This is a genomic window from Variovorax sp. GW823-FHT04B03 (genome assembly GCF_058796495.1).
This window is the reverse complement of record NZ_JBXAIT010000002.1, coordinates 604859-625099: the sequence shown is the minus strand read 5'-3', so window position 1 is coordinate 625099 and position 20241 is coordinate 604859. Positions and strand designations below refer to the sequence as shown.

Below are 20241 nucleotides of genomic sequence, written 5' to 3'. Positions count from 1 at the left end.
ACCCTAGCCCGCAGCGGGCTGGATTCGCCTTCTGTGGCCGAATGTGAACGAATCGTCAAAAAGTCGATTCACTCACACCCGGTTGTCACCTAGATGACCTTCGCAATCGACGCGCAGACGTAGTCGATGTTCTTGCTGTTGAGCGCGGCGACGCACATGCGGCCGGTGTCGGTGCCGTACACGCCGAACTCGTTGCGCAGGCGCACCATCTGGTCCTTGGTCAGGCCCGAGTAGCTGAACATGCCGATCTGGGTGGTGATGAAGCTCATGTCTTCCTTCACGCCGGCGGCCTTCAGGCCGTCGACCAGCTTCTGGCGCATGGCCTTGATGCGCACGCGCATCTCGCCCAGTTCTTTTTCCCACAGGGCGCGCAGCTCGGGGGTGCCGAGCACCGCGGCCACCACGGCGCCACCGTGGATCGGCGGGTTGCTGTAGTTGGTGCGGATCGCGATCTTGAGTTGCGACAGCACGCGGCCGGCTTCTTCCTTGTTCTCGCACAGCACCGACAGGGCGCCGACGCGCTCGCCGTACAGGCTGAAGCTCTTGGAGAACGAGGTCGACACGAAGAAGGTCAGGCCGGCGTCGACGAACTTGGCGACCGCCGCGCCGTCTTCCTTCAGGCCGTAGCCGAAGCCTTGGTAGGCCATGTCGAGGAAGGGCACCAGGCCCTTGGCCTTGACGGCCGCAACGACCTGGTCCCATTGCTCGGGCGTGATGTCGTAGCCGGTCGGGTTGTGGCAGCAGGCGTGCAGCACGACGATGGTGCCGGCCGGTGCCGCGTTCAGGGCGGCCAGCATGCCGTCGAAGTTGATGCCGCGCTGGGCGGCGTCGTAGTAGGGGTAGCTCTCGACCGTGAAGCCGGCGTTGGTGAACAGCGCACGGTGGTTTTCCCAGCTCGGGTCGCTGATCAGCACGGTGGCGTTGGGGTTGAGCTTCTTGAGGAAGTCGGCGCCGACCTTCAGGCCGCCGGTGCCGCCGATGGCCTGGATGGTGGCCACGCGGCCCGAGGTGACGGGCTCGCTGTCGGGGCCGAAGACCAGGCCCTTGACGGCGTTGTCGTAGGCCACGATGCCGTCGATCGGCAGGTAGCCGCGGGCCGAGGGGGCCTTCATCATGTTCTGCTCTGCGGCCTGCACGCACTGGAGCAGGGGCAGCTTGCCGTTGTCGTCGTAATACACGCCGACGCCGAGATTGACCTTGTTGGGGTTGGTGTCGGCTGCAAATTGCTCGTTGAGGCCGAGGATCGGGTCGCGCGGCGCCATTTCGACCGCGGTGAACATAGACATGGAAAGGTCCTTTGGGATGAAAGCTTCGCTGGCAACCGGAGGAGGCTTTATCCTTTCCGGTTGCCTTGAATTTTACCGGCGCCACGCCACCTGTCGGGAACAGCCATGCCAGAGAACACCGAAGCCATAGCAGACCTGAAGAAAGTCGACCCGATCGGGCCGGCGAAACAGGGCGAATTCATCCGCTATCCCGACTCGCCGTTCGAGCTGTTCCAGCCTTATCCGCCGGCAGGCGACCAGCCCGCGGCCATCGACGGCCTGGTGGCCGGGGTGCTCGACGGCGAGGTGTTCCAGACCCTGCTGGGCGTGACCGGCTCGGGCAAGACCTTCACCATGGCCAACGTGATCGCCCGGCTGGGGCGCCCAGCCATCGTGTTCGCGCCCAACAAGACACTGGCGGCGCAGCTGTACAGCGAATTCCGCGAGTTCTTCCCGAAGAACGCCGTCGAGTACTTCGTGAGCTACTACGACTACTACCAGCCCGAAGCCTACGTGCCGCAGCGCGATCTGTTCATCGAGAAGGACTCCTCGATCAACGAGCACATCGAGCAGATGCGCCTGTCGGCCACCAAGAGCGTGCTGGAGCGGCGCGACACGGTCATCGTGGCCACGGTGAGCGCCATCTACGGCATCGGCACGCCCGAGGACTACATGGAGATGCGGCTGATTGCCCGCGTCGGCGACAAGGTTGGTCAGCGCGATCTGATCTCGCGGCTCATCCGCATGCAGTACACGCGCAACGAGCAGGACTTTGCGCGGGGCACGTTCCGGGTGCGCGGCGACACCATCGACGTGTTTCCGGCCGAGCACAGCGAGCTGGCGATCCGCTTCGAGCTGTTCGACGACGAGATCGAGTCGCTGCAGCTGTTCGACCCGCTCACCGGGCGCATCCGCCAGAAGGTGCCGCGCTTCACGGTGTACCCGTCGAGCCACTACGTGACGCCGCGCGACAAGGTGCTGGCGGCGGTCGAAACCATCAAGATCGAGCTGGCCGGCCGGCTCAAGGAGTTGACCGGCGCGGGCAAGCTGGTCGAGGCGCAGCGGCTGGAGCAGCGCACGCGCTTCGACCTCGAAATGCTGGCCGAGATCGGCCACTGCAAGGGCATCGAGAACTACACGCGGCACCTCTCGGGCGCGCAGCCCGGCGACCCGCCGCCCACGCTCACCGACTACATGCCGAAGGACGCGCTGATGTTCCTCGACGAGAGCCACCAGATGGTCGGCCAGCTCAGCGCCATGTACAACGGCGACCGGGCGCGCAAGGTCACGCTGGTCGAGTACGGCTTTCGGCTGCCGAGCGCGCTGGACAACCGGCCGCTCAAGCTCGAGGAGTTCGAGCAGCGGGTGCGCCAGTGCATCTTCGTGTCGGCCACGCCCGCGCAGTACGAGAAGGACCACGCCGGCAACGTCGTCGAGCAGCTGGTGCGGCCCACCGGGCTGATCGACCCCGAGGTCGAGGTGCGTCCCGCCACGCACCAGGTGGACGACGTGCTGGGCGAGATCCGCATCCGGGTCGACAAGAACGAGCGCGTGCTGATCACCACGCTGACCAAGCGCATGGCCGAGCAGCTCACCGACTACCTGGGCGACAACGGCGTGAAGGTGCGCTACTTGCACAGCGACGTCGACACGGTCGAGCGGGTCGAGATCCTGCGCGACCTGCGCCTGGGCACCTTCGACGTGCTGGTGGGCATCAACCTGCTGCGCGAGGGGCTGGACATTCCCGAGGTGTCGCTGGTGGCGATCCTCGATGCGGACAAGGAAGGCTTCCTGCGCGCGGAGCGCTCGCTGATCCAGACCATCGGCCGCGCGGCGCGCAACCTGAACGGCAAGGCCATTCTTTATGCCGACCGGATGACCGAGTCGATGAAGAAGGCCATGGGCGAGACCGAGCGCCGCCGCAACCGGCAGATCGCCCACAACGAGGCGAACGGCATCACGCCGCGCAGCATCGTGAAGCAGGTGCGCGACCTGATCGACGGCGTCTACAGCGAGAAGACTGGCAAGGAAATGGCCAAGCTCGACCTGGAGCGCGCCAAGGTCGAGGACATGAGCGAGAAGGACATCGCCCGGGAAATCAAGCGGCTCGAGAAGCAGATGCTGGAGCACGCCCGCAACCTCGAGTTCGAAAAGGCGGCCCGGGTGCGCGACCAGCTGGCGCTGCTGCGCGAGCAGGCGTTCGGGGCGTCGGGCGGCGACAACATCGCCGGTTTGGCGTCCTGATTTCGGTTAGGTCATAAGTTCGCTTTCTTCAAGCGAGCCGCGCTGGGGTTTACCCGAGCAGATCTCAGGGGCTTCTGCTATACTTGACCGAAATACTCAACAACAAAGAACTTCGCGATGAAGGACCGACTCCTACCGGCTGGTTCACCAGCGTCGGGGTCGGGCAGGGCGGAGACGAAGTCACCGCGGCCCAAGGCTGTGGTGTCATTTCAACGGTAAGCACTTGAAGGAGCTTGCGATGCGTCTCACTACCAAAGGCCGTTTTGCGGTCACAGCAATGATCGATCTGGCGTTGCGTCAGAACACCGGTCCGGTCACGCTGGCTGCGATCAGCCAGCGGCAGCAGATTTCGTTGTCGTACCTCGAACAGCTGTTCGGCAAATTGCGCCGCCACGAGCTGGTCGAGTCGACCCGCGGCCCCGGCGGCGGCTACAGCCTCGGACGCAAGGCGGCGGACATCACGGTCGCCGACATCATCGTGTCCGTCGACGAGCCGATCGATGCCACGCAGTGCGGCGGCAAGGAAAACTGCCTCGGTGAGCAGGGTCGCTGCATGACCCACGAACTCTGGGCCTCGCTGAACCAGCGCATGGTCGAGTTCCTCGACTCCGTCACGCTGCAGAAGCTGGTCGACGACCAGATCGCCAAGGGCGTGCAGATCGAGAACAAGCCGGTCGTCAAGCGCGCCATCTCGGCCCAGCCGGTGGTCAAGCCCATCCGCGTGAATGCGCCGAATTCGGTCTTCGCCCTCGGCAACGTCTTCGCGAAGTCCTGACCCCGATGAGTCCGGCGATGCCTGCGGGCATCGCCCTGAGTTTGCCCTGATCCCAGAACACAACCCCCCACGCCAGCCCGAGCCAGCCATGGACGTCACTCCTCATTTCCCGATCTATCTCGATTACGGCGCCACCACGCCGGTTGACCCGCGTGTGGTCGACGCCATGATTCCCTGGTTGCGCGAACATTTCGGCAACCCGGCATCGCGCAGCCACGCCTGGGGCTGGGAAGCCGAAGAGGCGGTCGAGAAGGCGCGCGGCCAGGTGGCCGACCTGATCAACGCCGACCCGCGTGAGATCGTCTGGTCGTCGGGCGCCACCGAGTCGATCAACCTGGCGCTCAAGGGCGCGGCCCACTTCTACAAGGGCAAGGGCAAGCACCTGATCACCCTGAAGACCGAGCACAAGGCCGTGCTCGACACCATGCGCGAACTCGAGCGCCAGGGCTTCGAAGTGACCTACCTCGACGTCGAGGAAAACGGCCTCGTCGATCTCGAGAAGTTCAAGGCGGCCATCCGCCCCGACACCATCCTGGCCAGCGTGCTGTTCGTGAACAACGAAATCGGCGTGATCCAGGACGTGGTCGCGCTGGGCAACGCCTGCCGCGAAAAGGGCGTGATCTTCCACGTCGACTCGGCCCAGGCCACCGGCAAGATCGACATCGACATCACGAAGCTGCCCATCGACCTGATGAGCCTGGCTTCGCACAAGACCTACGGCCCCAAGGGCATCGGCGCGTTGTACGTGCGCCGCAAGCCGCGCATCCGCCTCGAAGCGCAGATGCACGGCGGTGGCCATGAGCGCGGCATGCGCTCGGGCACGCTGCCCACGCACCAGATCGTCGGCATGGGCGAGGCCTACCGCATCGCCAAGCTCGAGATGAAGGACGACATCGCCCATGCGGCCCGCCTGCAGAAGCGCCTGCTCGACGGCCTGAAGGATGTCGAACAGGTCTTCATCAACGGCGACCTCGAGCGCCGCGTGCCGCACAACCTGAACATGAGCTTCAACTACGTCGAAGGCGAGTCGCTGATCATGGGCATCAAGGGCCTGGCGGTGTCGTCGGGTTCGGCCTGCACCTCGGCCAGCCTTGAGCCCAGCTATGTGCTGCGCGCCCTGGGCCGCAGCGACGAGCTGGCCCACAGCAGCCTGCGCATGACCATCGGCCGTTTCACGACCGAAGAAGAAATCGACTACGCCATCTCGACCATCAAGCACAACGTCGCCAAGCTGCGCGAGCTGAGCCCCCTGTGGGAGATGTTTCAGGACGGCGTCGACATCAGCACGATCCAGTGGTCGGCCCACTGACCCAGGCCAGCCCAAGGCTCCACGATTGAACAAAGTTTGAGAGGTACACCATGGCATATTCTTCCAAGGTCATCGACCACTACGAAAATCCCCGCAACGTCGGCTCCTTCGAAAAGGGCGACGACTCGGTGGGCACCGGCATGGTCGGCGCACCGGCTTGCGGCGACGTGATGAAGCTGCAGATCAAGGTCAACCCCGAAACCGGCGTGATCGAAGACGCGCGCTTCAAGACCTACGGCTGCGGCTCGGCCATCGCCTCGTCGTCGCTCGTGACCGAGTGGGTCAAGGGCAAGACGCTCGACGAAGCGGCGGCCCTCAAGAACGCGCAAATTGCCGAAGAACTGGCACTGCCGCCGGTCAAGATTCACTGCTCGATCCTCGCGGAAGACGCCATCAAGGCGGCTGTGAGCGACTACAAGGCCAAGCACGGCGCCAAGACCCCCGAGTCGACCGCCGAAGCTGCTGTTCACTGAGATGGCCGTCACGCTGACCGAAGCCGCTGCGCGCCACGTCACCCGCTACCTCGGCAAACGGGGCAAGGGCGTGGGCGTGCGGCTGGGCGTGAAGACCACCGGCTGCTCGGGCCTGGCCTACAAGCTTGAGTACGTCGACGAGTTCACGCCTGAAGACGTGGTGTTCGAAGACCACGGTGTGAAGGTACTGGTCGACCCGAAGAGCCTGGCCTATATCGATGGCACGCAGCTCGACTTCGTGCGCGAAGGCCTGAACGAGGGCTTCAAGTTCATCAACCCGAACGAACGCGACCGCTGCGGCTGCGGCGAAAGTTTTCGCATCTGATGCGTCGTCGCTGACCGCGACCACAGCCGCCACCATGTCATGTGCTGGCGGTTTTTTCTTGCCATGAATCTGAACGACACCGACTTCCAACTGTTCGCCGTCCCGGCGACCTTCGCGCAGGACCGCGCCGTGCTCGACGCGCGCTGGAAGGAGCTGCAGCGCGAGGCGCACCCGGACCGCTTTGCCGCGCAGGGCGCCGCCGCGCAGCGCGTGGCCATGCAGTGGTCGGTGCGCATCAACGAGGCCTACCAGCGGTTGAAAGACCCGATCCGCCGCGCGAGCTACATCTGCGAACTCAACGGCGCACCGCTGAATGCGGAGAACAACACGGCGATGCCGGGTGCCTTTCTCATGCAGCAGATGGAATGGCGCGAAGCGCTCGACGACGCCCGCGACATCGCTGCTGTCGAGGTGCTGCAGGAGGACGTCGAAACCACGCGCGCCCGCGCACTCTCGTCACTCGACTGGCTGATCGACGAGAAGGGCGACTACCCCGGTGCCGTTCAGCAAGTGAGAGCCCTCATGTTCATTGAGCGCTTCGGCGAGGACGTCGAGAAAAAATTCGATCAGTTGGGACAATAAGCCCTTATGGCTCTTCTTCAGATTTCCGAACCCGGCCAGGCGCCCGACCCGCACCAGCGCCGCATTGCCGTGGGCATCGACCTGGGCACCACGCATTCGCTGGTGGCCTCGGTGCGCAACGGCGTGGCCGAATGCCTGCCCGACGACCAGGGCCGCGTGCTGCTGCCCTCGGCCGTGCGCTACCTCGACGGCGACCGCCGCCAGATCGGCTTCGACGCCGTGGCCGCGCGCGCGCAGGACCCCGCCAACACCATCACCTCGGTCAAGCGGCTCATGGGCCGCGGCCTGGCCGACATCGCGAACCGCGATGCCATGTCGTACCGCATCGGCGGTGACGACGGCGGCATGGTCAAGGTGCAGACCTCGGCCGGCGAGAAGTCGCCCGTCGAGATCAGCGCCGAGATCCTGGCCACGCTGCGCTACCGCGCCGAAGACACCTTCGACGACGAGCTCTACGGTGCCGTCATCACCGTGCCGGCCTACTTCGACGAAGGCCAGCGCCAAGCGACCAAGGATGCGGCGCAGCTCGCGGGCCTGAACGTGCTGCGCCTCATCAGCGAGCCGACCGCCGCCGCCATTGCCTACGGCCTGGACAACGCGAGCGAAGGCGTCTACGCGGTCTACGACCTGGGCGGTGGCACCTTCGACATCTCGATCCTGCGGCTCACGCAGGGCGTGTTCGAAGTGATCGCCACGGGTGGCGATTCGGCCCTGGGCGGCGACGACTACGACCATGCCATCGCCGACTTCGTGCTCGCGCAGACAGGCCGCCAGGCCGGCAGCGACAACGACCGCGCCGCGTTGCTCGTGGCCGCGCGTGCCGCCAAGGAAGCACTGACCGATGCCGAGTCGACCCTCTTCAGCGCCGCGCTGGCAGGTGGCCATGCCGAGTTCACGCTGACGCGCGCGCAGTTCTTCGCCGCCACGCAGGCGCTCACCGACCGCACCCTCGCGGCCGTGCGCAAGGCGTTGCGCGACGCGAAGCTCAAGCCCGAAGCGTTGCAGGGCATCGTGCTCGTCGGCGGCTCCACGCGCATGCCGCAGATCCGCAGCGCGGTGGCCGCCTATTTCGGCCGCGAACCGCTGATCAACCTGAACCCCGACGAGGTCGTCGCGCTCGGCGCCGCCATCCAGGCCAACCAGCTGGCCGGCAACAACGGCGCGGGCGAACTGCTGCTGCTCGACGTGATCCCGCTGTCGCTCGGCATCGAGACCATGGGCGGCTTGGTCGAGCGCATCGTGCCGCGCAACCAGACCATCCCCACCGCGATGGCGCAGGACTTCACGACCTACCAGGACGGCCAGACCGCGTTGGCGCTGCATGTGGTGCAGGGCGAGCGCGACCTCGTGTCCGACTGCCGCAGCCTCGCGCGCTTCACGCTGCGCGGCATCCCGCCGATGGCGGCCGGCGCGGCGCGCATCCGCGTGACCTTCACCGTCGACGCCGACGGCCTGCTGAGCGTGAGCGCCAAGGAGCAGGGCAGCGGCGTCGAGGCCAGCGTGGCGGTCAAGCCGTCGTACGGCCTGTCGGACGACCAGATCGCGACCATGCTGCAGGAGAGCTTCTCCACCGCCCAGCAGGACATGCAGGCCCGTGCGCTGGTGGAATCGCGCGTCGATGCCGACCGCATGCTGCTGGCCACGCAGAGCGCGCTCGATGCCGACGGCGACCTGCTGAGCGCCGAAGAACGCGCCGCCATCGATGCCTCGATGGCGCGGCTGCGCGAAACCGCCAAGAGCAGCAACGAAGCTGCCGCGATCGAAGCCGCCACGAAGGCGCTGGCCAACGACACCGAAGCCTTCGCCGCCCAGCGCATGAACGCGGGCATTGCACGCGCGCTCGCGGGCCGCAAGGTCGAATCCCTGTAGACAGAACCATTTCATGCCCACGATCAAGATCTACCCGCATCCCGAGTACTGCCCGCAAGGCGCCGAGATCACCGCGCCGGCCGGCACCTCGATCTGCGAGGCCCTGCTCGACCACGACATCAACATCGAGCACGCCTGCGAGATGAGCTGCGCCTGCACCACCTGCCACGTGATCGTGCGCGCGGGCTTCGACTCGCTGAACGAAGCGGAAGAGGGCGAAGAAGATTTGCTCGACCGCGCCTGGGGCCTGGAGCCGCAATCGCGCCTGAGTTGCCAGTCGATCCTGGCGCAGGAAAATGTGACGATCGAGATTCCTAAGTACTCGATCAACCACGCCAAGGAAAACCACTGATGTCGCGCCAGATCGTTCTCGATACGGAAACCACGGGGCTCTCTGCCGAAAACGGCGACCGCATCATCGAGCTGGGCTGCGTGGAGCTGTTCGCGCGCAAGCTCACCGGCAACGACCTGCACATCTACTTCAACCCGGAGCGCGAGAGTCACGAGGACGCGCTCAAGGTCCACGGCCTGACCACCGACTTCCTGCGCGACAAGCCGAAGTTCGCCACGCTGGGCAAGGACATCATCGAGTACCTGCGCGACGCCGAGCTCATCATCCACAACGCGGCCTTCGACGTCGGCTTTCTCAACAAGGAATTCGAGCGCGCCGGCCTGCCGCCGCTCAAGACCTTCGTGAGCGAGGTGACCGACACGCTGGCCATGGCCAAGCTGGTCTACCCGGGCAAGCGCAATTCGCTCGATGCGCTGTGCGACCGCTTCGGCGTCGACCGCTCGAACCGCACCTTCCACGGCGCCAAGCTCGACGCGCAGCTGCTCGCCGACGTCTACATCAACCTCACGCGCGGGCAGGACGCACTGCTGATCGACGTGGCCTCGAACGAGCCCGCGCAGGGCACGACGGTCGTGGCTATCGACCTGAGCCAGTTCGAGCTGCCGGTGATCGCGGCGGCCGAGCACGAACTCAGCGCGCACGAGGCCGTGTTGTCGCAACTCGACAAATCCAGCGGCGGAAAAACTTTATTTCGCCAAAACGGCTGAAAAGCTATGGCATAATCTGAGGCTTCGCACAACGCGATACGTGTTCAAGACACTGAACTCAAAAGCAGTGTCTCAGGGCGGTTAGCTCAGGGGTAGAGCACAGCATTCACACTGCTGGGGTCGGAGGTTCGAAGCCTCCACCGCCCACCATTTCAGACCTACGACAGACGGCACCATCAGGTGCCGTTTTCGTTTCAGGCGGCACCTTCGGGTGCCGTTTTTGTGGGTCCCGCACAAATCCCGATGCCATTCGGGACGGGTCTGCCGCGCTCAGAAGGCGCGGCCTTCGCGGTTGCGCCGCAGGTCGGCCTCCACCATCATCGCGCACAGTTCCTCCAGCGTCGTCCGGGGCTCCCAGCCCAGCGTTTTCCTGGCATGCGACGCATCGCCGATGAGCAGTTCCACCTCCGCCGGCCGATAGAACTTCGGATCGATCCTCACGAGGACCTTGCCGCTCTCGCGGTCGATGGCGACCTCTTCCTGCGCCGTCCCTTCGAAGCGGAGTTCGTAGCCCGCGGCCCTGAACGCCATGTCGACGAAATCCCGCACGGTTTCCGTGCGGTTGGTGGCGAGCACGTAGTTGTCCGGCTTGTCGGCCTGCAGCATGCGCCACATGCCATCGACGTATTCCTTCGCATAGCCCCAGTCGCGCTTGGCGTCCATGTTGCCCAGCGTGAGCACATCGAGCTTGCCGAGCCGGATCTTGGCCGCCGCGTCGGTGACCTTGCGTGTCACGAATTCGCGGCCGCGCAACGGGCTCTCGTGATTGAACAGGATGCCGCAGCAAGCGAAGAGCCCGTAGCTCTCGCGGTAGTTCATCGTCATCCAGTGGGCGAAGAGCTTGGAGACGCCGTACGGGCTGCGGGGATAGAAGGGCGTGTCTTCCTTTTGCGGAATGGCCTGGACGTTGCCGAACATCTCCGACGTCGAGGCCTGGTAGTACCTGATGCTGCGGTCCGTCAGGCGGATCGCGTCGAGCAGGTGGAGGGTGCCCAGCCCGTTGATGTTCGTGGTGGCTTCGGGCTGGTTGAAGCTCGCGCCCACGTAGCTCTGTGCTGCCAGGTTGTAGACCTCGTCGGGCTGCGCATCGCGAATGAGCGTGATCGAACTGCCCAGGTCCGTCAGGTCGTACTCCACGAGATGAAGCTCCGGATGGTCCTGGATGCCGAGCGACTCGATGCGCCAGAAGTTCACCGAACTGGTTCGGCGGAAGGTTCCGTAGACGGTGTAGCCCTTGCCCAGCAGCAGCTCGGTCAGGTACGCCCCGTCCTGTCCGGTAATGCCAGTGACGACAGCACGTTTTTTCATGGCTTCAATGAGGTGAGAGGAAGGGAAGGGACGGGTCAGGCCGGCGCATCGACGCCGCGCTCGGCCGCGGGCTGCAGGGCCGCTTGCAGCGCGAGCGCCTCGCGCTTCTCGGCCGCGGGGCAGCGGCCGTAGGTGTCATCGAAGCGCACGATGTCGTCTTCGCCGAGATAGCTGCCGGTCTGTACCTCGATCACTTCCAGCATCGTCTTGCCGGGGTTCTCCAGCCGGTGGATGGTGCCCGAGGGCAGGTAGATCGACTCGTTCTCCCGCACCAGCAGCACTTCGCCGCCGCGCGTGGCCTTGGCCGTGCCCTTGACGACGATCCAGTGTTCGGCGCGGTGGTGGTGCATCTGCAGCGACAGCTTGCCGCCGGGCTTGACGGTCAGGTGCTTCACCTGGAAGCGCTCGCCGGTGTCGATGCTGTCGTAGGCGCCCCAGGGCCGCACCACGCGGCGATGCTCGGTGGCTTCGACCGTGCCCTCGCGCGCCAGCATGCGCACCACCTCGGCCACCTGTTCGGCGCAGTCCGCGCCCGCGACCAGCACCGCGTCCGGCGTGTCCACGATGATCAGGTCTTCGGTGCCGAGCGCCACCACCGGCCGGTGCGGCGCATGGACGAAGGTGTTGCGCGAGTTCAGCACGCTGCCCGCGCCGCTCACGCGGTTGCCCGCCTCGTCGGCCGGGTGCAGCTGGGCCACGGCGTTCCAGCTGCCCACGTCGCTCCAGGCACCCTCGAAGCGCACCACCGCGACTTCGGCGTGCTTTTCGAGCACCGCGTAGTCGATGCTGTCGCTGCGGCAGCCTTCGAAGGTTTCGCGGTCCAGCCGCACGAAGCTGCCGTCGACCGACACCGCGGCGGTCGCGCGTTCGCAGGTGGCGAGGATGTCGGGCGCATGCGTGCGCAGTGCCGCGACCAGCGTGCGCGCCTGGACCAGGAAGATGCCCGCGTTCCAGCAGTAGTTGCCCTGCAGGATCAGCGTTTGCGCCACCGCCGCCGTCGGCTTCTCGACGAAGCGCGCCACCGCGTGGCTGGGGCCATGTCCTGTGGCCCCGGCCGCCTCGATGTACCCGTAGGCCGTGCTCGGAAAGCTGGGCGCGATGCCGAAGGTGACGATCTTGCCTGCCAGCGCTGCTTCGACGCCGCTGCGCATCGTGGCCTCGAACAGCGCCACGTCGGGAATGTGGTGGTCCGCGGGCGCAAAGAGCAGCAGGTCGTCGGGCTCGGCCAGCAGGGCCGCCGCGGCCATCGCGGCGGCCGTGTTGCGGGGCACGGGCTCGAGGATCTGGCGGCCCTGCGCGTGCGCGTTCTCGATCGCCTCGCGCACCAGGAAGCGGTGCTCTTCCGACGCGACGCAGGTGATCGTCCGGTTCAGCGTTGCGAGCCGTTCGAGCGTAAGGTGCAGCAGGCTCTTGTTGCCCACGATCGGTGCGAACTGCTTGGGAAAGGCCTTGCGCGACAGCGGCCACAGCCGCGTGCCGCTGCCGCCGCACAGGACCACGGGATGAATGGTGGGGGTGTTCATGGTGACCAGCCTTTGTGTGTGCAGTGGGTGATGAACCGGATCGCTTCGAGGGCGTGCTGCTCAGATCAGGCCCGTGTGAACGGCGAGGTTCACCGCCTGGGCGCGCGAATGCACATGCAGCTTCTTGTAGATGCTCTTGATGTGCACGTTGACCGTCTGGCCGGTGATGCCGAGCTTGGCGCCGATCTCCGCCGAGACGTAGCCCGACGCCACGTGGCGAAGGACCTGGCTCTCGCGCGGTGTCAGCGTCGTGTCGCGCGGCGGCGACGCGTCGTCGGCGGGCTGCGGCTCGCGGGGCTGGTGGTTCAGGCGGTGCAGCAGGCGCCGCGCGAGCCGCGGCGTGATGACGGCGCCGCCGTTCACCACGTGCAGCACGGCGTCGGCAAAGCTCTGCAGCCAGGCGTTCTTCAGCAGATAGCCCGTGGCGCCCAGCTCGAAGGCGCGCAGCACGTGGGCATCGTCCTCGAGCGCGGAGATCACGATGATCTCGCCGTTGCCATGGTGACGGCGCGCCTCGGCGATCAGCTCGAAGCCCATGCCGTCGCTGAGCCGCAGGTCGACCATCAGCACGTCGAACGCATGCGTGGCCAAGAGCTTGCGCCCCTCGCGGATGCTGTCGGCCTGGCCTTCGAGCTGGATGCGAAGGTCCGACAGCAACTCCTGCGCGATCACCCGGCGCATGTACTCGTCGTCGTCGATGAGCAGCACGCGCACCGGCGATTTTTCCTGGCCCGTCATGAAGTCCGGCCACAGCCTCGCGGCGGGCGCGCACACGGGGGCGGACGGGCCCGGGCGGCGCGGCGCCATCACGGCGGGGGTGGGGTCGCCAGAGGGTGTGAGCGTGTTTTCAGCCATGTTCTTGCCCCGGTTGAAGTGAGTGAGTGACGGCGGTCAGTGCGGTGCCGTCGGCGGCGCGGACCGGGAAGCCCGGCACCGGTTCGTCGAAGCCGCGCGGGTTCGCCAGCTGCCAGCGCCAGCTGTCGGCGCACATCTGGTCCAGGCTGCGCTGCGCGCGCCAGCCGAGCCGGTCCTGGGCGTGCTGCACGTCCGCCCAGTAGGCCGGGGCATCGCCGGGACGGCGCGGACCGATGTGCACCGCGATGCGGTGCCCGCACGCGCGTTCGAAGGCCGCGATCACGTCGAGCACCGACGCGCCGTGCCCCGTGCCCAGGTTCACCGTGAGCAGGCCCCGATGCAGCGTCGCGTACCGCAGGGCCGCCACATGGCCTTCGGCCACGTCCATCACATGCACGTAGTCGCGCACACCGGTGCCGTCGTGCGTCTCGTAGTCGTTGCCGTGCACGACGACGTGCCCGCGCTCGCCCACCGCGACCTGCGAGACATACGGCACCAGGTTGTCGGGCGGCCCCTGCGGGTGTTCGCCCAGCAGGCCGCTCTCGTGCGCGCCGATGGGGTTGAAGAAGCGCAGGCATGCGATGCCCCAGCGCGGATCGGAGCGGGCGAGGTCCGCGAGCATGCGCTCCACCATCACCTTGGAGCGCCCGTAGGGGTTGACGGCCGCGTACGACGCGCTTTCCCGTATCGGCGAGCGCGGGATGTCGCCGTAGACCGTGGCCGAGGACGAGAAGATCAGCGTGCGCACGCCGGCACGCTCCATGGCCCGCGCCAGCGCGAGGCTGCCCGCCACGTTGACGTCGTAGTAGCCGAGCGGGTCGCTCACCGAGCGGCTCACCGCCTTCAGCCCCGCGAGATGCAGCACCGCGTCGACCCCGTGCTCGGCGAACACGCGGTCGAGCACCGCCGCGTCGCGCACGTCGCCGCGCACGAGCTGCGGCTGCACGCCGCAGATGCGTGCCACGCGCTCCAGCGAACGCGGGTCGCTGTTGACCAGCGTGTCCAGCACCACCGGCAGGTAGCCGGCCGCGATCAACGCCACGCAGGCGTGGCTTCCGACGAAGCCGGCACCACCCGTCACCAGAATCTTTGAGTGGGTCATGGTTGGGACTCGCGCAGTGGGGTTGGCGTGGCCGTGCCTTGGTCTGCCACGCAGCGAAGCAGCTCTTGTTCGAGGCGCGACAGGATGGCGTCCTGGTCGAGCTCCGTCTGCGCGAACGCGCGGCCCGCCGCACCGAGCGCCTGGCGCAGGCCCGGCGAGCACGCGAGCTGCGCGATCGCGTCGGCCAGCACGGCCGCATCGCCCGGGGGCACCACGAAGCCACGGTCCGCGACCACGCGGGCGAGTTCGGTGCCGGGGTGCGCCGTGGCGATCACGGCCTTGCCGCTCGCGAACATGCCGGCCAGCTTCGAGGGCATCACGAGGTCGGCGGCATCGGCGCGCTGCGGCAGCAAGTGGATGTCGGCCATGCCCAGCAATTCGTTGAGCCGTTCGGCGGGCTGTAGCTCGAGAAAGTGCACGCGGTCCAGGCCGGCGCAGGCCGACATCAGCGGGGCGCGGCTTGGGCCGTTGCCGCAGATGACGAAGTGAATGCTCTGCTGGTCGGCTAGAAGGCCCGCCGCCTCGGCCAGCAGTTCGATGCCCTGCTTGGCGCCCAGGCTGCCCGCATAGAGCACGACCACGGCATCGGGCGCAATGCCCAGCTCGGCTCTGTAGCCATCGGCCGCGCGGGGAGCGGGACGAATCGCCGAGACGTCCACCCAGTTCGGAAAGAGAACGAGCCGGCCTTCGCCGATGCCCTTGCTCCTGGCCTTGTCGACCATGGCTGCCGAAATGGTCGACACGCGGTCGAACCTCGCCAGCAGCCATCGCTCCAGCGACAGCGCGACACGCCGCACGCCCGCGCCGCGCACGAGGCCCAGGCCGAACGCCGCATCGACTTCGAAGTCCTGGATGTGCAGCCACGACCTGATGCCGAGCAGCTTCGCGAAGCACAGCACCGCGGGCGCGCAGAAAAGCGGCGGCTCCACGACGAACACAAGATCGGGCTTCCAGCGCGCCTGCGCCAGCAGCAGCGGCATGCTCGACAGCATGAACGAGCACAGGTGCGCCACGCGCGCCAGCGCACGCGGCTGCGAAGGCACCCAGGTGGGCGCGCGCCAGACCGTGAGGCCGTTGCGCCCGGTGGTCTTGCGATAGGCCCAGGCCGAATGGCCCTCGAACACCGCCCAGTGCGGGAAGAAGGGCGGCGCCGCGATCACGCGCACGTCATGGCCCTGGGCCTGGAGCCAGTCGGCCATCTCGCCCGAGTACTTGCCGATGCCGGCCAGCTCGGGCGCGAAGTTCATCGAGTACAGCAGGATCTTCACGGCGATCTCCCCAGGGCCGGGCGCAGCAGGCGCACGATCGGAAAGAAGCCGAACAGCGCGCGCATGCGCAGCTCGTACAGCACGAAGTCGGTGACGAAGGCGATGAAGAAGACGTAATGCGGCTTGTCGGGAAAGAGCGAGATCACGACGCCATACGAGGCCAGCCGCAGCGCGAACTCCAGCAGCGTCCACCACCCGAGCGAGCCCATCGTGGCGTTCAGCGCGAGCATCGTTTCGTGATGGACCGTGTAGGTCCTCAGCAGGAAGTACGGTGCGATGCACACGAAGATGTCGCGCGCCTCGGGACCGAGCTTCAGCAGCGGCGCGGCCACCGCCATCAGGCCCGCCAGCCCCACGAAGAGCACGCAGCCGAGCAGGAACGAATGCCGCGCCAGCCGCAGCTTCTCGATCGTCAGGTTGGCCGCGTTGGCGTCCAGCATCGCCGGCGTTTTCGTGATGAGAAAGGCCTGCACGAACTGCGAGGGTGCCTCCGCGAGAAGAAAGGCCAGCTTGAACGCGCCCACGTAGCCCAGCGGCATGAAGAGCGCCACGAGCAGCAGGTCCGACTTGCGCAGCAGGAAGGTCAGCAGCGCATACACCGTGGCGCTGGCCTGCGACGCGAGCGCAAGCACGGGTGGTCCGGCCGGTGGCGCCGCGCCGTTCGCCGGCAGGAAGATGGCCGCGCCCACGAGCACCAAGGCCAGCAGATTGATGGCGAGCAGGTGCGCCACGCCGATCTCCAGGCCGAGCGCCGCGAGCGTCGCCACGCCCAGCACCAGCACGGTCGCGCGCACGCCCGACTCCAGGTTGAGCAGGCCCGCATGGCCCAGGCCCCGGCTGTACGACAGGCGCAGGCTGTTGAAGGCGAAGACCGCGAGCGACAGCACGATCAGCACGAAGGGCGCGCCGGCCACCGGCAGGCGCTGCGCGCCCACGACGCCGGCCGCGAGCAGCGCGGCCAGCGGCAGCCCGATCGCCAGCGTGCGCACCAGGTCGCCGCGCGTCACCCGGGGCGGCACGCTCGCGGCATTGCGCGAGAACAGCAGCGAACTGCCCAGCGTGCCCACGACCAGCGCCACTTCGAGCACCGACTGGTAGACGGAGTACTCGCCGAAGCGCGCGGGCGCCACCTGCGCCGCGATCAGGAAGATCGCCAGGAAGCCCGACAGGTACACATACAGCCGCGACGCGAGCGCCCCCAGCCCCAGGCGCTGCGCCAGGCGGATGCCGGGCAGGGCGAACGAGGTGCCGGCGGCGTGCTTCATGGCGTGCTCCCGTCCGCGGGGTGCTTCGGCGTTGGCGCCTGCGCGACGCCCAGGGTGTCGGCCATGCGGCGCGCGCGCGACGCGATCCGGTGCGCGTTGTTCTTGGCCCGGCGCGCCATCTGCAATGCCCAGGTGAGCGCAGCGACCGTGTACACGCGGCGATGCAGCGCGGGCTGCATCGCCAGCTTGGCGGCGCCCTGGAAGTGCAGCGCGAGCACGCGCACCGTGTCGCCCGCCGGCGTCCGCAGGCAGGGTTGGCCGTCGACGAAGGCCAGGCGCTTGGCGCCGCCGCGCACGCGGAACTCGCGCACGAAGTGGTTGGTGCCGCCGTTGACGTTGTGGTCGATCACCTGGCCGTCGAACACCCGGTTGATCGGCACGGTGTTGCCGCTGGCCTGCGCCCACAGGTACAGCAGCGTCATGTCGGACACCCCGCCGCGCACGCTGCGGGTCGCGAAGCGCTCGGCAATGTCGCGCAGCTGGTGCAGGCCCGTGGGCGTGCTGTACATGCGCAGGAGGCAGGCGACGAAGTCCTGCAGGCCGGCCGCCGTCCAGTAGCTCACGTGCGGCGAGATCTGGCAGGGGTTCCAGCCGTCCGTGGGCAGGATGCTGGAGCCGGAGAAGTCGGCGTGGCCCACCAGGCGCGCAATGTGGGCGCCGACGCCGTTGAACAGCAGCACGTCGCTGTCGATCAGCACGAAGGCGCGGCAATCGGGGTGCGCTGCGAGATGGTTCGCCAGGAGGAAGTAGCGCCGGAAGCAGATCTTCTCGAACGCCGGCGTGTTGCTCGACAGGTGCACGTAGGCCTGGCAGAAGCGGTCGTATGCCGGTCCGGCGTCGGTGTCCGACAGGACGACCAGCTGCTCCTGCGCCATGGCCGCGGATTCGCAGCACAGGCGCAGGGCCGTGTTCTGGCGGTCTTCCACAACGATGAAGGGGAGGGCGTGGTCCATGGTCGGGCAGGTGGTTGGTACGGGTCAGGGCCGCGGCGCGGTGGCGCTGCGCACCAGCGCGACGTGGGCGGGAAGAAAGTGGAAGTCGGCGTCCAGCGGCATGTCGAGCGTGAGCATTCCGCCCCGGGCGCTCGCGTCGCCGATCCAGCTGCGCAGCTGCGCGGCCGAGAAGCGCGGCGCGCTCGGCTGGGCCCAGGAAGCGCCCAGCGGCGTCAGCACATGCAGCCGGAGTTCGGAGGGCGGCGAGGCCAGGCGTGCGGCGGGCTGCAGGTACTCGCCCGCCATGAGGTTCTGGCACGGCGCGTTCTTGAGGCTGAAGCGCGCCGCGCCTTCGCCGGCATTGAAGGCCAGCCACCGGGTGGGTGCGCCGCTGCGCGCGGCCGCGCAGAACCGGTCCCAGTCGCGCGTCGTCATGCCCGTCGTGTTGTAGACACCGTCGAACCACCAGCCTGTGGCGAGTGGGCCGTAGTGCTGCGACCAGCTGTCGATCACCGCCGACCAGGCCGCGATGAAGCGCTGCGGCGGTGGCTGCTGTTCGGAGATATCGCCCAGGCATTCCATCAGGTAGGCATCCCCTTGCGGCGCGCGGAAGGGCAGGTAGAGGATCAGCGCGATGCCGTGGCGGCGCAGCGCGCGGCCGATCTCCATCGGCAGGTCGCGCGGCGAGCGGTGCGCGGCGCTGCGCGGGCACAGTGCTTCGAGGGCGGCATTCGGTGCGATGAACTGGCCGTTGTTCTGCCCGAGCGTCAGGATGAGATGGCTGGCGCGCATCTCCGCGAGCGAGGCGGCGAAGGCGTCGACGTCGAAGCGCCCGATGCCGGCGATGGACTGCCTGTCGGGCAGGTAATGCACCATCACGCCGAAGCCCGGGGCGCCCTGCGTTTCGGGCGCTGCGGCGACGGCCGGCCGCGCCCACGCGGCCAGACCGAGCGCCAGCACCGCGAGCGCGCGAAGCAGGGAGCGTGCGCGCCTCGTCATGGCGTGGCCCTCGCCAGCGACGCGTCGCCGCGTTTCAGCCTGAGGTAACTCGCGGCCACCGCGCCCGGCGTGCAGGCCCGCGAGAGCGACCATGCGGGGCGCGTGCGCTGGTGCGCGGCGAGGTAGCGCTCGATGCCGCCGAGGCCGACGAATTCGTTGCCGATGAAGAACGCGTAGCCCGCGAAGAGCTCGCGGTGCACCGGAAGGTCCGAGAGCAGCAGCGGCACGCCCAGCGTGGCCGCCTCGGCGGCCGACAGGTTGAAGCCCTCGAAGGTGGACAGCGAGATGAAGGCCGTCGCACCCCGGTACAGCCGCAGGAGCTCGTCCCGCGACACCAGCCCCCGGTGCCGCACGCAGCCGCGGAACGCGGGCGCCATGGCCGAGATCATGCGTTCGACCTCCTTGGCGCCGTTGCCGGTGATGTCGAGGTAGTCGACCAGGCCCTGGCGCTTCATGCGCACGAAGAGCTTCAGGATGCCTTCGAAGTTCTTGTGCGGGTAGTAGTGGTAGGCCGCGATCAGGTAGCGCCCGTCAGGCGCTGCCGTGTGGTCGGCGTGAGCGGCGACGGCGCCCGCATCCACGGGATTGAAGATCACCGCCGGGTGCTCGCAGCGCCTGAAGTGCCGCTCGAAATCTTCCTGGCTGCTGCGGCTGATGAAGACCACGTCGGCGGCGCTGCGCGCGACGCGGTGCAGGTTCCAGTCGAGCCAGAGGCGCTTGCGCGCGCTGAAGTACTGCGGGTACGACTTGTACTGCACGTCGTGCACCACCACGATCGAATCCCGGTGGCGGCCGAAGGGCGCCAGCAGCGAGAAGGGCAGGAAGTAGTTCGGGAACAGCGAGTACACGCGCTCCCCGCGCAGCCACCCGCGCACCAGGTGGACGTTGTAGAGCAGCGTGTCGAGGATGAAGCGGCTGATCTTCAGCCGCCGTGCGGCCGCGTACAGGTGCGGATGGCGCTCGCTGACCGGCTGCACCTCGTGGCCCGGCGCGTCGCGCATGCTCTCGAGCAACACCTCGGACACGTTCAGCACCCCGCCCGCCGACGCGTTGAGCCGGATCGTGTCGTAGAAGAGGTAGGTGGCCAT

19 protein-coding genes and 1 tRNA gene are annotated in these 20241 nt (G+C 67.4%); 10 read left to right on the top strand and 10 right to left on the bottom strand.

The features are described from left to right. Positions 1-89: 89 nt before the first annotated feature. On the bottom strand, positions 90-1286 hold the full coding sequence (locus AC1RAD_RS11665) for an amino acid aminotransferase (RefSeq protein ID WP_492727415.1): 1197 nt from the start codon (positions 1284-1286) through the stop codon (positions 90-92). A 105-nt stretch (positions 1287-1391) separates the two neighbouring features. On the opposite strand from AC1RAD_RS11665, the gene uvrB reads away from it, so the two are divergent. The 10 genes from uvrB to AC1RAD_RS11615 all read left to right on the top strand — a co-directional run bounded on the left by uvrB (position 1392) and on the right by AC1RAD_RS11615 (position 10051). Next, positions 1392-3509 carry an excinuclease ABC subunit UvrB gene (gene uvrB, locus AC1RAD_RS11660; protein ID WP_492734868.1) on the top strand — a complete coding sequence of 706 codons (2118 nt, stop codon included), beginning with the start codon at positions 1392-1394 and terminating at the stop codon, positions 3507-3509. Between the two features lie 238 nt (positions 3510-3747). Beyond that, positions 3748-4284: a Fe-S cluster assembly transcriptional regulator IscR gene (gene iscR, locus AC1RAD_RS11655; RefSeq protein WP_056580055.1), complete on the top strand. Its 537-nt coding sequence runs from the start codon at positions 3748-3750 to the stop codon at positions 4282-4284. 88 nt (positions 4285-4372) lie between these two features. Continuing rightward, positions 4373-5593: an IscS subfamily cysteine desulfurase gene (locus AC1RAD_RS11650; RefSeq protein WP_062473230.1), complete on the top strand. Its 1221-nt coding sequence runs from the start codon at positions 4373-4375 to the stop codon at positions 5591-5593. Positions 5594-5643: 50 nt separating this feature from the next. Further along, positions 5644-6066: a Fe-S cluster assembly scaffold IscU gene (gene iscU / locus AC1RAD_RS11645; RefSeq protein WP_062473231.1), complete on the top strand. Its 423-nt coding sequence runs from the start codon at positions 5644-5646 to the stop codon at positions 6064-6066. Position 6067: 1 nt separating this feature from the next. Beyond that, complete coding sequence (iscA, locus tag AC1RAD_RS11640) at positions 6068-6391, top strand: iron-sulfur cluster assembly protein IscA (RefSeq protein ID WP_007828190.1); 324 nt, start codon at positions 6068-6070, stop codon at positions 6389-6391. Between the two features lie 63 nt (positions 6392-6454). After that, positions 6455-6973: a Fe-S protein assembly co-chaperone HscB gene (gene hscB / locus AC1RAD_RS11635; RefSeq protein WP_070061053.1), complete on the top strand. Its 519-nt coding sequence runs from the start codon at positions 6455-6457 to the stop codon at positions 6971-6973. Between the two features lie 6 nt (positions 6974-6979). Further along, the gene (gene hscA, locus AC1RAD_RS11630; RefSeq protein WP_492734867.1) at positions 6980-8842 is read left to right on the top strand and encodes a Fe-S protein assembly chaperone HscA; all 1863 of its coding nucleotides are present in this window, start codon (positions 6980-6982) and stop codon (positions 8840-8842) included. A gap of 13 nt (positions 8843-8855) precedes the next feature. Beyond that, positions 8856-9194 (top strand): ISC system 2Fe-2S type ferredoxin, encoded by a 339-nt coding sequence (gene fdx / locus AC1RAD_RS11625; RefSeq protein WP_070061051.1) that lies wholly within the window; start codon positions 8856-8858, stop codon positions 9192-9194. Continuing rightward, the gene (dnaQ, locus tag AC1RAD_RS11620; protein WP_070061050.1) at positions 9194-9901 is read left to right on the top strand and encodes a DNA polymerase III subunit epsilon; all 708 of its coding nucleotides are present in this window, start codon (positions 9194-9196) and stop codon (positions 9899-9901) included. The genes fdx and dnaQ overlap by 1 nt, the downstream gene beginning before the upstream one ends. Before the next feature lie 75 nt (positions 9902-9976). Further along, positions 9977-10051, top strand: a tRNA-Val gene (locus AC1RAD_RS11615). Between the two features lie 120 nt (positions 10052-10171). Here the strand turns inward: AC1RAD_RS11615 and gmd are convergent. From gmd to AC1RAD_RS11570, 9 genes are read right to left on the bottom strand one after another with little or no spacing between them, the layout of a single operon-like run. Further along, entirely contained in the window at positions 10172-11209 is a 1038-nt protein-coding gene (gmd, locus tag AC1RAD_RS11610) for a GDP-mannose 4,6-dehydratase (RefSeq protein ID WP_492734866.1), read from the bottom strand. Positions 11210-11244: 35 nt separating this feature from the next. Continuing rightward, positions 11245-12732 carry a mannose-1-phosphate guanylyltransferase/mannose-6-phosphate isomerase gene (locus AC1RAD_RS11605; protein WP_492734865.1) on the bottom strand — a complete coding sequence of 496 codons (1488 nt, stop codon included), beginning with the start codon at positions 12730-12732 and terminating at the stop codon, positions 11245-11247. Between the two features lie 60 nt (positions 12733-12792). Continuing rightward, a complete protein-coding gene (locus AC1RAD_RS11600; RefSeq protein ID WP_070061303.1) occupies positions 12793-13539 on the bottom strand; it encodes a LuxR C-terminal-related transcriptional regulator in 747 nt (248 codons plus the stop codon). A gap of 40 nt (positions 13540-13579) precedes the next feature. Continuing rightward, the gene (galE, locus tag AC1RAD_RS11595; protein WP_492734864.1) at positions 13580-14689 is read right to left on the bottom strand and encodes a UDP-glucose 4-epimerase GalE; all 1110 of its coding nucleotides are present in this window, start codon (positions 14687-14689) and stop codon (positions 13580-13582) included. Continuing rightward, positions 14686-15957: a glycosyltransferase WbuB gene (locus AC1RAD_RS11590; protein WP_492734863.1), complete on the bottom strand. Its 1272-nt coding sequence runs from the start codon at positions 15955-15957 to the stop codon at positions 14686-14688. The genes galE and AC1RAD_RS11590 overlap by 4 nt, the downstream gene beginning before the upstream one ends. Beyond that, complete coding sequence (locus tag AC1RAD_RS11585) at positions 15954-17222, bottom strand: polysaccharide biosynthesis protein (protein ID WP_492734862.1); 1269 nt, start codon at positions 17220-17222, stop codon at positions 15954-15956. The genes AC1RAD_RS11590 and AC1RAD_RS11585 overlap by 4 nt, the downstream gene beginning before the upstream one ends. Next, on the bottom strand, positions 17219-18175 hold the full coding sequence (locus AC1RAD_RS11580) for a hypothetical protein (protein ID WP_492734861.1): 957 nt from the start codon (positions 18173-18175) through the stop codon (positions 17219-17221). Before AC1RAD_RS11580 ends, AC1RAD_RS11585 begins: the two co-directional genes overlap by 4 nt. 24 nt (positions 18176-18199) lie before the next feature. Further along, the gene (locus AC1RAD_RS11575) at positions 18200-19153 is read right to left on the bottom strand and encodes a hypothetical protein (RefSeq protein WP_492734860.1); all 954 of its coding nucleotides are present in this window, start codon (positions 19151-19153) and stop codon (positions 18200-18202) included. Beyond that, entirely contained in the window at positions 19150-20241 is a 1092-nt protein-coding gene (locus AC1RAD_RS11570) for a glycosyltransferase (protein ID WP_492734859.1), read from the bottom strand. Before AC1RAD_RS11570 ends, AC1RAD_RS11575 begins: the two co-directional genes overlap by 4 nt.